The sequence below is a fragment of the Actinoplanes derwentensis genome (assembly GCF_900104725.1).
Taxonomy (GTDB): domain Bacteria; phylum Actinomycetota; class Actinomycetes; order Mycobacteriales; family Micromonosporaceae; genus Actinoplanes; species Actinoplanes derwentensis.
Genome location: NZ_LT629758.1, coordinates 4217884 through 4232892, shown reverse-complemented (window position 1 = coordinate 4232892; position 15009 = coordinate 4217884). Strand labels below are relative to the sequence as shown.

The window sequence follows — 15009 nt, the reverse complement described above, 5'->3', positions numbered from 1 at the left end:
CAACGCGACATGTTGGCTTCGAGGCGAGGACGATATCCCGTACTGCGGAGGAAGGCCGAAGGATTGGGAAAGCTCCCCTCGATGCACGAACTGGCCGGGTCTGATCGTCCAACGGTCCTTCTTCAGTCGGCACCTCTCCCACGTGATGCGGGGAGAGTACAGCTGCGGTACGACGGTTTGCGGTGTCAGTAGACGGTCAGCCCGTGGGCGCGGAACTGGGTGTGCACCCGGTCGAGCAGTTCGGGGGAGGGGGCCGGGGTGTCGGCCAGGGGGAACGGCAGGTTCAGGGCGGCGTATTTGGCGGCGCCCAGGCGGTGGAACGGGAGGACTTCGACCCGCTCCACCGTCGGGATCGATGCGGCGATGGCGGCCACCGACTCGACGTTCTCCTCGCTGTCGGTCAGGCCGGGGACCAGGACGAAGCGGATCCAGATCGGGATGCCGCGGTCGGCCAGGCGGTGCGCGAACGTCACCGTCGGTTCCAGGCTGCCGGTACGAGTGACCTCGTGGTACGTCTGTTCGTCGCCGGACTTGACGTCCAGCAGGACCAGATCGGTCACGTCGAGCAGGGCGTCGTCGGCCTTCGCTCCCAGAGCGCCACTGGTGTCCAGGGCGGTGTGCAGTCCCCGCTCGTGGCAACGGGAGAAGATCTCCCGTACGAAATCGGGCTGTTGAAGTGCCTCACCACCGCTGAGCGTGACGCCGCCCCGGGCGACCTTGATGAACCGCTCGTAGCGCGCGATCTCCGCCATCAGTTCGTCGGCGGTCGTCGGCTGCCCGCTGCGCCGGTACCACGTGTCGGGGCTGTGGCAGTAGAGGCAGCGCAGCGGGCACCCGGCCAGGAACGCGACGAACCGCGTCCCCGGCCCGTCGACGCCGGTGGAGACGTCGAACGAGTGCACACTCCCGGTGACGGTCACAGCGAGCCGTGGAACGTCCGGGAGATGACGTCGCGCTGCTGCTCCCTGGTCAGCCGCACGAAGTTGACCGCGTAACCCGAGACCCGGATGGTGAGCTGCGGATACTTCGACGGGTTGACCATGGCGTCCTCCAGAGTCGACCGGTCGAGGACGTTGACGTTCATGTGGAAGCCGCCGCCGTCGGTGTAGCCGTCGAGGACCCCGACCAGGTTGCCGGCCTGTTCGGCGGGCGTGTGCCCGAGGCTGTCCGGGGTGGACGTGATGGTCAGTGAGATGCCGTCGCGGGCGCTGCGGTACGGCAGTTTCGCCACCGACAGGGCCGCCGCGACCAGGCCGTGCTTGTCCCGGCCGTTCATCGGGTTGGCGCCCGGTGCGAACGGCTCACCGAGACGGCGGCCGTCGGGGGTGTTGCCGGTGTGCTTGCCGTAGACCACGTTCGAGGTGATCGTCAGGACCGACAGGCTGGGTTCGGCGCCCCGGTACATCGGCTGCCGGCGGATCTTCGCCATGAACCGGTCCACCAGGTCCACCGCGATCGTGTCCACCCGGTCGTCGTTGTTACCGAACGTCGGGTAGTCGCCGTCCACCTCGTAGTCCACGACCAGCCCGTTCTCGTCGCGTACCGGCTTGACCTGGGCGTACTTGATGGCCGACAGGCTGTCCGCGGCGACCGACAGCCCGGCGATGCCGGTGGCCATGAAACGGTGCACCGGGTAGTCGTGCAGGGCCATCTCCAGGCGTTCGTAGGCGTACCGATCGTGCATGTAGTGAATGACGTTCAGAGCGTCCACGTAGGTCTCGGCGAGCCAGTCCAAGGTCTTGTCATAAGCGTCGAGAACCTGGTCGTAGTCCAGAATGTCGCCGCCCAGTGAAGGAGAAGAAGGCGCCACCTGCGCACCACTGATCTCATCCCGGCCACCGTTGATCGCGTACAGCAACGCCTTCGCGATGTTCGCCCGCGCCCCGAAGAACTGCATGTCCTTGCCGACCCGCATGCCCGACACACAGCAGGCGATCGCCGCGTCGTCACTGAGGTACGGCCGGAGCAGGTCGTCGTTCTCGTACTGGATGCTGCTGGTGTCGATGCTGACCTGTGCGCAGAACCGCTTGAACCCCGCCGGGAGCTGCTGCGACCAGAGCACCGTCATGTTCGGCTCCGGCGCCGGCCCCAGATTGTAGAGCGTCTGCAGGTACCGGAAGCTGGTCCGGGTCACCAGCGGCCGGCCGTCGGCGCCGATGCCCCCGATCGACTCGGTCACCCAGGTCGGGTCGCCGGAGAACAATTCGTCGTACTCCGGCGTGCGCAGGAACCGCACGATCCGCAGTTTGATCACGAAGTCGTCGATCAGTTCCTGGGCGAACTCCTCGGTGATCCGGCCCTCGGTGAGGTCGCGCTGCAGGTAGACGTCGAGGAACGTGGAGGTGCGGCCGAGCGACATGGCCGCGCCGTTCTGCTCCTTGGTGGCGGCCAGGTAGGCGAAGTACAGCCACTGCACCGCCTCCTGCGCGGTGCGCGCCGGTCCGGAGATGTCGAAGCCGTACGACGCGGCCATCTGTTTCAACTCGCCCAGCGCCCGGGTCTGCTCGGCGATCTCCTCCCGGTCGCGGATCACGTCGGCCACCGACAGTCGCGCGTTCAGCGTCGTCGTGATCTGCTTGCGGTCGGCGATCAGGCGGTCCACGCCGTAGAGCGCGACCCGGCGGTAGTCGCCGATGATGCGGCCCCGGCCGTAGGCGTCCGGCAGCCCGGTGATGATGTGCGAGCGGCGGGCGGCGAGCACCTCGGCCGGGTAGGCGTCGAACACCCCGGCGTTGTGGGTCTTGCGATACGCGGTGAAGATCTTCCGGATCTCAGGGCCCAGTTCCCGGCCGTACGCCTGGAGCCCGTTCTCGACCATCCGCAGTCCACCGAACGGCATGATCGCCCGGCGCAGTGGCGCGTCGGTCTGCAGGCCGACGATCAGTTCGTGGTCCCGGTCGAGGTAACCGGGGGCGTGCGCGGTGATCGTCGACGGTGTCTCGGCGTCCACGTCGTAGATGCCGTTGGCGCGCTCCTCGGCGAACATCGGGGACAGCGTGTCCCAGAGGTGTGTGGTGCGCTCGGTGGCCCCGGTGAGGAAGGCGGCGTCACCGTCGTACGGCGTGACGTTGTCGTGGATGAACGCGGCCACGTCGATCCCGGTGCGCCACGTCGAGCCGGTGAAACCGTGCCACGCGTCTTTGTTGCCTGTCGGCATGACCCCTCCTAGTGGTTCCCTCCCAGGGTCGCGTTGCGGTGTGCCGGGCGGGCAGGGTCGGAAGTCCCGGATCGCCGGGGCAGCCGGACGGTGGCGACCGTGCCGCCGCCGTCGTTCTCACTGAGGGTGATGGTGCCGCGGTGCAGTTCGACGATGGCCCGGCTCAGGGCCAGGCCCAGCCCGGCGCCGGGAATGCCGCTGTGCCGGGCGTTCGAGGCCCGGTAGAGGCGGGCGAAGAGCTGGTTCTGCTCCCCGGCCGGGATCCCGATCCCGTTGTCGGTCACGCAGAGCACCGCCGCGTCGTCGTCGGCGGTGAGCGTGACGTGCACCGCCGTACCGTCGGGGCTGTATTTGACCGCGTTGCCGACCAGGTTCTCCACCACCTGCCGCAGCCGGGCCCGATCGCCGGGGATCGGCAGCCGATCCGGGACCTCCACGTGCACCTGGGTACCGGCCAGCGCCGCGGTCACCACTGCGGCCAGGTCCACGTCACCGAGGGTGAGCTGGGCGTGCCCGGCCTCCAGGGCGGCCAGGTCGAGCAGCCGTTCCACCAGTGAGCGCAGCCGGGCGTTGTTGCGCTCGATCACCCCGAGCAGGTCGCGGATCTCGCCGACGGTGGTGCCGTCCGGCTCCTCGTTGATCAAATCGGTGTAGGTGCCGATCGACGTCAGCGGGGTGCGCAGCTCGTGGCCGACCAGCGCGATGTACTCGCCGACACTCGCCGCGAGCTGGTCGGCCAGTTCTTCGGAGCGGCGGCGTTCCAGGTATGAGCCGATGTGCCCGGCGATGCCGCTGAGCAGCACGGTCAGCGCCGGGTCGGGGTCCTCCGGTTCCAGGGTGAAGAAGGCGAGCACCCCGATCACCTTCTCGGCGCTGAGTACCGGCACGGCCACCGCGGCCCGGTAGTGCTCGGCCTCGGCCATCACCGGCACGTCCGGCGCCCGCAGGTTCGGCACCCACACCGGCTCGCCGGACTCCCAGCACGATCCGGCCAGTCCCTCACCGCGTTTCAGGGTGGGCGGCAGCCGCAGTGGGGGAGAGCCGGGCGCCAGGTGGGTGGCGGCCGGGCGCAGCCGGTCGGTGACCCCGTCGACCAGCCACAGTCGAAGGTACGGCCAGCCCAGCTCGGCGGAGATCGCACGCAGCACCTCGGCTCCGGCCCGTCCGGTGTCGGGCGCCTGCACGAGAGCTTTCAGGACTTCGGTGGTGCAGTGTTCGTACTGCCGCTGCTGATGTTCGGGGGTGACGTCGTGCACCGCGGCGACCGCGCCCAGGATTTTCCCGCTGTCGTCGCGGACCGGCCGGGCGTTGATCGCGAACCAGCGCCGCCGGCCCTGCTGGTCGTGGGCGAGCACCTCGTCGTGGTGGATCTCCTCGCCCGCGAGGGAGCGGTAGAGTGCGACCTCCTCCGGCGGCAGGGTGCTGCCGTCCGGGCGGCGCAACCCGAACCGTTCGGCCCAGTCGCGAGCCGGCACGCCCAGGCTCTCGTCGCCGAAGAGGTCCCGGACCGCCTGGTTGACCACCACCAACCGGCCCTCCATGTCGCAGGCGACGACTCCGGCGTCCAGGCTGCGCAGCAGTGCCTCGGTGAAGGCGGGGTCGTGCCGGGCGCCGGCCGGGACCTCGATGCAGGCGCGCAGTGTCTCGGTCAGCTCTTTGACGCTGAACGGTTTGGGGATCACGGCCAGGGCCTGTGCCTCGGCCAGGGTGGTGTCGCCGGGCGGCAGGTACGCGGTGATCAGCACGACCGGGACGTCGGCGGTGCCGGGGTTCTCACGCAGGGCCCGGCACATCCGGATGCCGTCCAGGTGCGGCATGTCGACGTCGGCGACGACCAGGTCGGGACGGCTGGCGAGGGCGGCGGCGAGCCCGTCCCGCCCGTCGGAGGCCAGGGTGGCCCGGTGGCCGAGCCGCCGGACCACCTCGGCGATGACCGCCTGATGTTCCGGGTTGTCCTCCACGACCAGCACTGAAGCCATGCCGTCAGCCTAAATCATAATAAATCCGGCAGAGGTTTTGTCCGGGCCGGAACCGGGGTACTGTCCGCCCCGCACACAGGCGATTCGCGGGGTAATGCATGAGTGAGCTCACGGCCCACCTGGACGTCCCACTGGACCGTGGTGCTCCCGGCTCGGCGCGCCGGGCCGCGACCGCGGTGCTGACCGGATGGGGCTTCCGCGACGAAGACTGGCTCGACGCCGCCGCTGTGGTGGTCAGCGAGCTGGTCACCAACGCCGTCCGGCACGGCGGCGGTTGCCTCGAACTGCAACTCGAGGCCCATGACGCGACGGTCGTCGTGTCGGTGGCGGACGGCTCGGCGGTCGTGCCGCGCCGCCGCGACCCGGACGGGATCGGTGGCCGGGGGATCGCCCTGATCGAAGCCCTGTCGGCCGGCTGGTCGGTGCAGAACTATCAGGGCGGCAAACGGGTCCGGGTCGAACTGCTCGCGTGTCCGGGCGCCGGTTCAGATGGAGAACCGGCCGGCCGCCGCCCGTAGGCTGTCAGCAAGTCCCCGCACGTCCTCGGCGGTGCGCGCCACCTCACCGACGGCACTCCGGCTGGCGGCGGTGCCGTGCGCGACGCTGGCGATGTTGCCGGCGATGTCGCTGACCCCGTTCGCGGCCTCGGTGACCCCGCGGTTCATCTCGGCAGTCGTGGCGCTCTGCTCCTCGACCGCCGACGCGATGGTGGTCTGGAAGTCGCTGATCTGCTCGATGATCCGGCTGATCTCGTCGATCGCGGTGACCGCCTGACCGGTGTCCGACTGGATCGCGGCGATCTGCTGGGAGATCCGCTCGGTGGCCCGCGCGGTCTCCTGGGCCAGGTCCTTGACCTCGCTGGCCACCACCGCGAAGCCCTTGCCGGACTCGCCGGCCCGCGCCGCCTCGATGGTCGCGTTCAGCGCGAGCAGGTTGGTCTGCGACGCGATCGCGGTGATCGTCTTGATCACGTCGCCGATCTGCGCCGACGAGACACCGAGCCGGTTGATCGTCTCGCTGGTGGCCCGGGCCGCGGCGACCGCGTCGCTGGCGACCTGGGCGGCGTCGGCGGCGTTGCGGGAGATCTCGGAGATCGCCGCGCCCATCTCTTCGGAACCGGCCGCGACGGTGTGCACGTTGCCGGAGACTCCGCCGGCGGCGGCCGCGGCCATCCCGGCCTGCTGGTCGGCTTCGGCGACCGAGGTGTCGATCTCCCGGCTGACCCGGTGCATGGTCTCCGAGGCGATGGTGAGCCGGCCGCCGTTCTCGACGATCTCGGCGACCGTGGCGCGGACCCCGGCGACGGCCTCGTCAACGGCGCGGCCCATCGCGGCGATCTCGTCGGCGCCGCTGGTGTCCGCCTGCACGGTCAGGTCCCCGCGGGCCATGCCGCGCAGCACGTCGACCAGCCGCCCGACCGGGCCGGTCACACTGCGGGTCACCGCCACGGTGAACAGCACCGCGACGACGACCGCGAGAACGAACACGACCACCATGATCGTACGCATGGTCGAGGCCTCGGACCGGGCGCTCTCGGCGGCCTGATCCGCTCGGTCGGTGACCGAAGCCACCAGGGGCGCGGTAGCCTCGTTGATCTTGAAGTAGACCGCGTAACTGATGTCGAGCAGGGCCTTGTCGCCCTCCTCGATCCGGCCCGCCTCGTACAGCGCGACCATCTGGTCGTCGGCTGTCTTGTAATCGGCCCATAGGCTCCGGATCGACGCGAAGAGCGCCCGTTCGGCATCCGTCATGACCGACGTGTCGGTTTCGGCAAGCAACTTCTGGAGCACTTCCATGTCGGCCAGGAAGCCGGCCCGGTTGTCGCTCGCGGGGTCGACGGCCTCCTTCGGCCCGAGCCGGCGGGTGTCCCACACATAGGCGACCTGCCAGCCCGAGATGTCGCCGTTGTAATACTTCTGCTCATCCACCTGATGCATCAGATGCTGTAGCTTCTGCAGTTCGTCCGCGGACGCCGCCTGCCGGGTCAGGCCCCACGCGCCGATCCCGACGGCCACACCCAGCAGGACCAGCACGATCAGAAAGGCGGTGCCGAGCCGCCCGGCCAGTCGCATACGCCGCAGAATCGCCATTGGTTCCCTCGCTAGCCCAGTGGATGTGAACCCAGCATCGGCAAGCGAACACCGGTGATGAGAGGTCTGATCACCCCGGAATGGACATCCGGGCGATAGTGCCGCGTCCTGGCCCGTCCGATGTGACGGTGAGCCGCCCGTCGTGCGCCCGCATGATCCGCTCGGCGATGCTCAGGCCCAGACCGACACCGGGAACCGCCTGTTCCCGGGCGTACTGGCCGCGATAGAACCGCTCGATCACGTGCGGCACCTCGTCGGCCGGGATCCCGGCACCGGTGTCGATCACCTCGATGGTGCGGCCCTCGATCCGGATGATCACCGGCTGTCCGGTCGTGCTGAACAGCACCGCGTTACGGACCAGGTGCTCGGCGGCCTGGCTGAGCCGGGTGAAGTCGCCGGGCACGGTCGCCTTGCCCTCCGGTGCCTCGATCACGATCGGCACGTCCCGGGTGGTGGCCTGTGCCTTGCAGGCGGCCATCGCCGCCTCGGCCACCGCGACCAGGTCGGTCAGCGAGCGCAGCAGCGGCAGCGGCGCGGCCGCCGGCCGCGTTCCGGCGAGCAGGTGGTCCACCATGCGGACGAGCCGCTCACCGTTGCGCTGGATCGGGTCGATCAGGCGGCGGTACGGGGCCAGATCCTCGTTGTCGACGAGCAGCTCCAGATATCCCTGGATGGTGGTGACCGGTGTGCGCAGCTCGTGCGACACGGTGGCCACGAAATCCTCCTCACGGCTGATCGCCCGGGACAGCTCGTCGCCGAGTTCGGCCAGCAGCTGCCGGTTGCGCAGCGCGGCCAGATGCCCGGCGGCCTGCCCGGCCATCGTCCAGAGCAGTTCGAGCTGCTTCTCCGCGGTCTCGCGCGGCTTGTCGTCGAGCACGCACACGCTGCCGAGGGTGTGCCCGTCCTCGTCGATCAGCGGCACGCCGGCGTAGAACCGGATGTTCGGCGCGCCCTGCACGTTGTCCCAGGCCCGGTACTGCGACTCGGTGAGCGTGTCGGTGACGACCAGCGGGCGCCGCTCCTGCACCACCCGTTCGGCGAACGAGGTGGCCAGCGGCCCGCCGTCCCCGGGCACACCGGTCTTGCCGACGAACCACTCACGGTCCCGGCCGACCAGGGTGACCGCCGACATGGGTGCGTCGAAGACCGCGCCGGCCAGCCTGGTCAGCTCGTCCAGCACCACCGGCCGGGGGGCGTCGAGCAGGTGATAGCTGTCTACCGCCGCCAGGCGGGCGTCCTCGCCTACCGCACTCACATCTGTGTCCGTTCTTCCAGTACCGCGGGTGGTTTCGCCGCTGTGCCTCGTGGATCGCCATTCGGTCGTCCGTGGGAGCCGCCTGAGGAGTTCGGCGCAGGAGAAATCCTGCTCCGCCTAAGGCTCAGGCATTCGGAGGATCCGGCGATAGGTGACCACGTACCGCCATGACCGGTCAGACGAAGGAGACTGCTATGCGGACCGAGCTGTACCGGTCTGGTGATGCGGAAGCCCGGGCCAAGACGCTGCCGACGCTCCTGCTCGTCGACGACGAGGAGAGCGTGCTGGACTCGCTCTCCATGCAGCTCGGCCGGGACCACCGGTTGTTGCTCGCCGCCAACGCCGACGAGGCGCTGCAACTGCTGGCCGACGACGGCTCGGTCGCCGCGGTGATCAGCGACATGCGGATGCCCGGCATGGACGGCATCGAGCTGCTGGGCCGGATCCAGGACGACTACCCGGACGTCATGCGGATCCTGCACACCGGATTCGGCGACATGAAGACCGCGATCGCCGCGATCAACTCCGGCGGCGTCTACCGGTACGTGCCGAAGCCGGCCACCCGCGAGGACATCCTCGACGTGGTGCACTCGGCGGTCTCCAAGCACGATCACGTGATGGCCGAGCGCGACATGGTCGACACCACGCTGCGGACCAGCCTGCACGCCCTCTTCGGCATCCTGGAGATGTCCAGCCCGCTCGGTTTCGCCCGGGCCGGCCGGATCCGCGGCCTGGTCGCCGAACTGACCGACGCCCTCGAACTCGACGGCCTCTGGGAGCTGGAGGCGGCCACGATGGCCTCCCAGCTCGGCGCGGTCACCCTGCCGGCCGAGGTGATGAAGAAACTCTGCGACGGGAACACCCTCAATCCGGACGAGCAGGCACTGGTCCGCGGGATGCGCAGCATGGTGCTTCCGCTGATCAAGGAGATCCCGATGATGGAGAACGTCGTCTCCATCGTCCGCGGGCTGGCCGGTGAGGCGCCCCCACCCGGCGGCTGGTCCGGTCTGGTCGAGGGCGCGATCAGCGTGATCCGCACCGCCATCGAGTTCGAGACCGTCTTCGCCCGTACCCACGACGCGGGTGTCGCCATCGCTTTCCTGGACCAGCACGGCGGGCTGGCGCCGCACGTGCTCTACGCTCTGCGCCTGGTCAAGGGGGTGGAGATCTCGGCCCGCAACACCACCCGGGCGTGCGCGATCGCCGACCTGCAGATCGGGATGCGGCTGGCGTCGGATGTCACGGCGATCAACGGCCTGGTGCTGATCGGCCGCGGCACGGTGGTGACCGAGGTGATGCTGGACCGGCTCGCCAACTTCTCCCGCGTGGTGGGTCTGGTCGAGCCGGTGCTCACCGCGGCCTGACCCAGCGTTCACGCCGAACAAGCCCTTTCGTACTCGCCGGCCAAGACCAGAACCGCCCGCACAGCACCGCCCACCTCGAGTTCGAGGTGGGCCGTCAGCGTGCCGGGGTCGGTGACGATCCCGGCCCTGGCCTGCTCCTCGACTCCCGCGTAGAGCGCGGCGAGCCTGGTCGCGCCGATGTTGGCCGCCGACCCCTTCAGGCTGTGCGCCTGCTCGCGCACCAGCCCGGCGTCACCCTGGTACATCAGCCGCAGCAGCAGGTCCGACGCGGCGGGAGCCTTCGCGGCGAACGAGTTGAGCAGCCGGGCCACCAGTGCCAGCTCGGCCGGCGACGGATCCGCCTCGACCAGATCAGCGAGACGGGCCCGGACGCCGGCCACCCGGGCCTCGTCCTCCGGCTGCGTGGCGGTCTCCATCCGCCCATCGTGCGCCCGGCCCCGTACTCTCCGGGCCGATTCGCGCGTTTTAGGCCCCCCAGCTCGCTTGGGTGCCACCCACCCGTTCGGCGGTGACGGTTTCGGCGTACCCGGACGCCTGGAAGGCCTTGACCGGGTTGCGCGGCAGACCGCGAGCCTCCCGCCGGTCCGCGAGAACCGCCCGCACGTCGGTCTCGTAGGCGTCCATCAGTACCTCGTTGGCGCCGAGCACGTCACCGGCCCGCTGCGCGGTGGCCAGGGCTTCCTGGTCGATCAGCAGCGCCTTGGCCAGGGCCTGCTCGACGTTGAGGACCGAGCGGATCTGGCCCGGGATCTTCTCCTCGATGTTGTGGCACTGGTCGAGCATGAAGTTGACCCCCGACCCGGGCCGGTGCGCGTCCACCGCCACGATCTCGGACAGGATCCGGAACAGCTGGAACGGGTCGGCCGAGCCCACGATCAGGTCGTCGTCGGCGTAGTAGCGGGAGTTGAAGTCGAACGCGCCGAGCTTCTTCTGCCGGATCAGCTGCATCACGATGAACTCGATGTTGGTGCCCGGCGCGTGGTGCCCGGTGTCCAGCACCACCTGCGCGCGCTCGCCCAGGGCCAGGCAGTGCAGCAGTGACGTGCCCCAGTCCGGGATGTCGGTCGAGTAGAAGTACGGTTCGAAGAACTTGTACTCCAGCAGGATCCGGTGATCCTCGTCGGAGGCGTCGTAGATCTCCCGCAGCGACTCGGCCAGGCGCTCCTGACGGCCGCGCAGCGAGTCCTGGCCGGCGTAGTTGAGGCCGTCCGGCAGCCAGATCTTCAGATCCGTGGAACCGGTCTGCCGCATCACGTCCAGGCACTGTTTGTGGTGGTCGATCGCCTTGCGGCGGATCGCCGGGTCCGGGTTGCAGAGCGAACCGAGACGGTAGTCGTCGTCCTGGAAGACGTTCGAGTTGATCGCGCCGATCTGCACGCCCAACTTGTCGGCGTGCGCCTTGAGGGCGCTCCAGTCGTCGACGAGGTCCCACGGGATGTGCAGCGAGACCCGGTTGGCGAGCCCGGTCAGGCGGTTGACCTGCGCGGCGTCCGAGATCTTCTCGTACGGATCGCGCGGCCCACCGGGACGGGTGAACACCTTGAACCGGGTGCCCGAGTTCCCGTACGCCCAGCTCGGGACCTCGATCGTGAAGCCGTCCAGGCCGTCCAGGTTCATGAAGTGCCTCCGTACTTGCGGTTGGTGAGCCCGTTCAACAGGGCGGCGAAGACCAGCACCGCGCCGAGAGCCAGGAGCTGGTACTGCGAGCCCTCGTTACCGACGAAGGCGAGCAGGATGCCGGCGTTGAGCCAGACGATGAGCAGAGTGGCGAGCACGACTCCGGCGACCCGGCCGATGCCACCGGTGATCGCCACGCCGCCGAGGACGGCGATGGTGATCGCGGGCAGGGCCATGCCGTTGCCGGAGACGCCCGCGTCCGGGCGGGCCGAGGCGAACTGTCCCACGGTCACCACGGCCACCAGACCGGAGATCAGACCCGCGTAGACGTACGCCTTGAAGCGCGTGTCCCGGACCGGGAGCCCGGCCCAGCGAGCGGCGACGTCGTTGGTGCCGATCGCGTAGAGACGCCGCCCGTAGGTGGTGCGGGCCAGCAACAGCCAGACCGCCACCGCCGTGGGCAGCAGGAACGTGAAGATCCCCAGCGGTACGTCGGGGAGGTACTGCCCGATCAGCGGCAACTCGACCGGCTTGCTCAGCGAGAAGAGTTCCTGGATCGGCTCGGTGCTGATCGGCTGCTGGTTGTTGATCACGATCGCGAGGGACTTGTAAGCGTAGAACGTGGCGAGCGTGGCGATCAGCGCCGGGAAGCCGATGTAGGAGACCAGGAAGCCGTTCACCGCTCCCAGCAGCGCACCGAAGGCCGCCGTGCCGAGGATCGCCAACCACAAGGGCCAGCCCCATTCGCCGTACGCGAAACCGAAGCCCATGCCGGCCAGCGACACGATGGCGCCGACGCTCAGATCGATGCCGCCCCGTCCGGACAGGATGACCAGCAGTTCCGCGAGGCCGAGCATGGCCAGGGGGACGGCGTTGATCAGGCTCGCCGACATGTAGTCGAAGTCGTACGGCGCCGTCAGGTAACCACCGGCGTCGTTGATGAAGAACGTGACGACGATGATGACGATGAGTACCGCGAGGAGGGCGATCCGTTGCGTCAGTAGTATCTTCAGCCAGTCGGATTTCTCGGTATTTGTCGCTTTTTCTGCGGTTGTCGTCACCGGCTTCTCCTTGCCCGTGCACGGAGCAGGTCGGCGCCGACCGCCACGATGATGAAGATGCCGACGAACAGGTCGGCGAGCTGCGACCGCCAGCCCAACTGGGTCACCCCGGACGCCACCGACTGCACCAGCAGCGCGCCGAGCAGAGTGCCCAGCACCGAACCCCGGCCGCCCATGATCGACGTGCCGCCGATCACGACCGCCGCGATCACCGCCAGTTCCTTGCCCGAGCCGACCGACTGATCCAGCGTCGACGTGCCCTGCGCGATCACGAAACACGAGGCCAGGCCGACCAGTAGACCGGTGAACACATAGGCCAGCAGCACCCGCCGCTGCACCCGGACACCCGCAAGCCGGGCCGCCTGCTCGTCGCCGCCGATCGCGAAGAAGTGCCGGCCACCCGCGGTGTTACGCAGGTACCACCAGACCGCCGCGGTGATCAGCACCGTGATCAGGAAGGCGTGCGGGACGCCGAGCGTGCGGCCGTCCGGCCCGCGGCCGAAGAACGCGAGCGTGCCCGGGATGCCGTTGACCGTGCCCGACCCGAAGATCTGCAGGCCGAGGAACATGAACAGGTTCGCCGTGCCGAAGGTGATGATGATCGCGTGGACCCGGCCGTACGCGATCAGCAGACCGTTGACCAGGCCCAGCGCACCGCCTGCCGCGACCGACAGAAGAACCGCGACCCCCAGGCTCACCTCCGAGCCGACCAGCGCCTTCGCGGTGAGCACTGAACACACCATGATCGCGCCGCCGACACTCACGTCGATACCGCCGGTGATGATCACGATCGTCATGGCGACACCGATCAGTGCGATCGGGGCGGTCGCCACCAGCAGCGGCTGGATCGAACCGGCCGTCAGGAACGCCGGGGTGCTGAACGCGAGAGCCGCCCACACCACCGCGATCACGCCGACCAGCACGAACTCCTGCCCGGTGACCGGTTTCGGTAATATGTTGCGTTTCGTCGCGGTCGCGGTGCTCATTCCCGGCCTCCCGCCGCCGCGGCCAGCAGATCGACCTGGCTCGCGTCAGGACCGAACTCGTCGGTCGTCGTGCCGCCGCGCACCACCTGGATGCGGTCGGCGATCCGCAGCGCCTCGGGCAGATCCGACGTCACCACCAGCACCGCGGTGCCCTCCTCGGCCAGCTCGGTGATCAAGCGGTGGATCTCCTCCTTGGCGCCCACGTCGACACCCTGGGTGGGCTCGGCCAGCACCAGGACCTTCGGGCGCTCGACGAGCTGCCGCGCCAGGACCACCTTCTGGGCGTTGCCGCCGGACATGGCGTTGATCGCCTGGCGCTCGTGCGGGGTCTTGACGGCCAGGCGCTTGATCAGCTCCTGCGCCTTCGACTTCTCCAGGGCGCGGTCGATGATGGTGCCGAACCGGGACATCTTCCTGAGGTGTCCGGCTGAGATGTTGAAAGCGATCGACTGGAACCCGAACATGCCCTCGACCTTGCGGTTGGCGGGCAGCAGGGCGATCCCCAGCCGCTGGGCGTGTTGCGGGTTCTTCAGGGTCGTCTTCTCCCCGGCGATGATCAACTCGCCGCTGGTCGCCCGGTCGATGCCGTAGACGCAGGCCGCGATCTCCGACACGCCCGAGCCGACCAGGCCGTAGAGGGCCACGATCTCGCCGGCCCGTACCGCGACGTCGACGTTCTTGAATTTGCCGGTCCGGCTGAGATCGCGCAGCTCCAGCACCGCCGGCCCCGGGGGGACCTCTCGGTGCGGGCGCGCGTCGGACAGCTCCTCGCCGACCATCAGATGGGCGATCTGCCGCACGGTCAGATCCTTGATGTCGTACGTGCCGATCGTGCGCCCGTCCCGCATCACGGTCACTTCGTCCGCGATCCGGAACAGCTCGTCGAGACGGTGCGAGATGTAGATGACACTCACTCCCGTGTCGGTGAGCCTCTTCACGACGCCGAACAGCACCTCGATCTCGGCGTCGGTCAGGATCGCCGACGGCTCGTCCAGGATCAGCACCTTCGCGTCCGCGGCCAGGGCCTTCGCGATCGACACCTGCTGCTGATCGGCCACCGACAGGGTGCCGACCTCGGCGGTGGCGTACCGCTCCGGCAGGCCCAGCAGGTCGAGCAGCTCGACCACCTTGGCGTTCTGAGCGGCCCAGTCGACCCGGCCGGCCTTCTTGATCTCGCGGCCCAGGAAGACGTTCTCCGCGACCGTCAGCTCCGGGAACAGCTGCGGCTCCTGGTAGACGGTGGCGATCCCGCGCCCGATGGCGTCGGTGGTACTGGTGATCCGCGCCGGCTCACCCTCGAACTCGATCTCCCCGGTGTCAGCGATCACCGCCCCCGCCACGATCTTGATCATCGTGGACTTACCGGCCCCGTTCTCACCCACCAGGGCGTGGACCTGACCCGCTCGTACGGTCAGATCGGCATGTTGAATGGCCCGAACCGCGCCGAACCGCTTGGAGATCGCGGTCAGGCGCAGCCGGGGCGTCGCGTCGTCTGTCATC

At 69.0% G+C, this 15009-nt stretch carries 12 protein-coding genes; 2 read left to right on the top strand and 10 right to left on the bottom strand.

Going from position 1 to position 15009, the window contains the following annotated elements:
* Nucleotides 1-185: 185 nt before the first annotated feature.
* The 3 genes from pflA to BLU81_RS18720 are packed head-to-tail and all read right to left on the bottom strand — an operon-like array spanning nt 186 to nt 5136.
* The gene (gene pflA, locus BLU81_RS18730) at nt 186-920 is read right to left on the bottom strand and encodes a pyruvate formate-lyase-activating protein (protein ID WP_092545860.1); all 735 of its coding nucleotides are present in this window, start codon (nt 918-920) and stop codon (nt 186-188) included.
* Nucleotides 917-3157 carry a formate C-acetyltransferase gene (gene pflB / locus BLU81_RS18725; RefSeq protein WP_092545859.1) on the bottom strand — a complete coding sequence of 747 codons (2241 nt, stop codon included), beginning with the start codon at nt 3155-3157 and terminating at the stop codon, nt 917-919. The genes pflA and pflB overlap by 4 nt, the downstream gene beginning before the upstream one ends.
* An 8-nt stretch (nt 3158-3165) precedes the next feature.
* A complete protein-coding gene (locus BLU81_RS18720) occupies nt 3166-5136 on the bottom strand; it encodes a hybrid sensor histidine kinase/response regulator (RefSeq protein ID WP_092545858.1) in 1971 nt (656 codons plus the stop codon).
* 98 nt (nt 5137-5234) lie between these two features.
* Here BLU81_RS18720 and BLU81_RS18715 point away from each other — a divergent pair, with 98 nt between their 5' ends.
* Nucleotides 5235-5654 carry an ATP-binding protein gene (locus tag BLU81_RS18715; RefSeq protein WP_092545857.1) on the top strand — a complete coding sequence of 140 codons (420 nt, stop codon included), beginning with the start codon at nt 5235-5237 and terminating at the stop codon, nt 5652-5654.
* On the opposite strand, the gene BLU81_RS18710 is transcribed toward BLU81_RS18715, so the two are convergent.
* Together BLU81_RS18710 and BLU81_RS18705 are read right to left on the bottom strand one after the other, a co-directional pair.
* Complete coding sequence (locus BLU81_RS18710) at nt 5622-7226, bottom strand: methyl-accepting chemotaxis protein (RefSeq protein ID WP_092545856.1); 1605 nt, start codon at nt 7224-7226, stop codon at nt 5622-5624. The two genes, BLU81_RS18715 and BLU81_RS18710, sit on opposite strands and share 33 nt — an antisense overlap.
* Before the next feature lie 70 nt (nt 7227-7296).
* Nucleotides 7297-8481 (bottom strand): GAF domain-containing sensor histidine kinase, encoded by a 1185-nt coding sequence (locus tag BLU81_RS18705; protein ID WP_092545855.1) that lies wholly within the window; start codon nt 8479-8481, stop codon nt 7297-7299.
* Between the two features lie 194 nt (nt 8482-8675).
* Between BLU81_RS18705 and BLU81_RS18700 the strand changes: the two genes are divergently transcribed.
* Nucleotides 8676-9845, top strand: coding sequence for a response regulator (locus BLU81_RS18700; protein ID WP_092545854.1), 1170 nt, complete (start codon nt 8676-8678; stop codon nt 9843-9845).
* A gap of 8 nt (nt 9846-9853) precedes the next feature.
* Here the strand turns inward: BLU81_RS18700 and BLU81_RS18695 are convergent, their stop codons facing one another.
* Genes BLU81_RS18695 through BLU81_RS18675 form a run of 5 tightly spaced genes read right to left on the bottom strand, consistent with a single transcriptional unit; the run spans nt 9854 to nt 15008 of the window.
* Nucleotides 9854-10261, bottom strand: coding sequence for an Hpt domain-containing protein (locus BLU81_RS18695; RefSeq protein ID WP_092545853.1), 408 nt, complete (start codon nt 10259-10261; stop codon nt 9854-9856).
* A 49-nt stretch (nt 10262-10310) separates the two neighbouring features.
* Nucleotides 10311-11462, bottom strand: a complete 1152-nt coding sequence (gene rhaI / locus BLU81_RS18690; RefSeq protein WP_092545852.1) for an L-rhamnose isomerase — start codon at nt 11460-11462, stop codon at nt 10311-10313.
* On the bottom strand, nt 11459-12523 hold the full coding sequence (locus BLU81_RS18685) for an ABC transporter permease (RefSeq protein WP_092545851.1): 1065 nt from the start codon (nt 12521-12523) through the stop codon (nt 11459-11461). Before BLU81_RS18685 ends, rhaI begins: the two co-directional genes overlap by 4 nt.
* Complete coding sequence (locus BLU81_RS18680; protein ID WP_092545850.1) at nt 12520-13509, bottom strand: ABC transporter permease; 990 nt, start codon at nt 13507-13509, stop codon at nt 12520-12522. Before BLU81_RS18680 ends, BLU81_RS18685 begins: the two co-directional genes overlap by 4 nt.
* Entirely contained in the window at nt 13506-15008 is a 1503-nt protein-coding gene (locus BLU81_RS18675) for a sugar ABC transporter ATP-binding protein (RefSeq protein ID WP_092545849.1), read from the bottom strand. Before BLU81_RS18675 ends, BLU81_RS18680 begins: the two co-directional genes overlap by 4 nt.
* Nucleotide 15009: the final 1 nt, after the last annotated feature.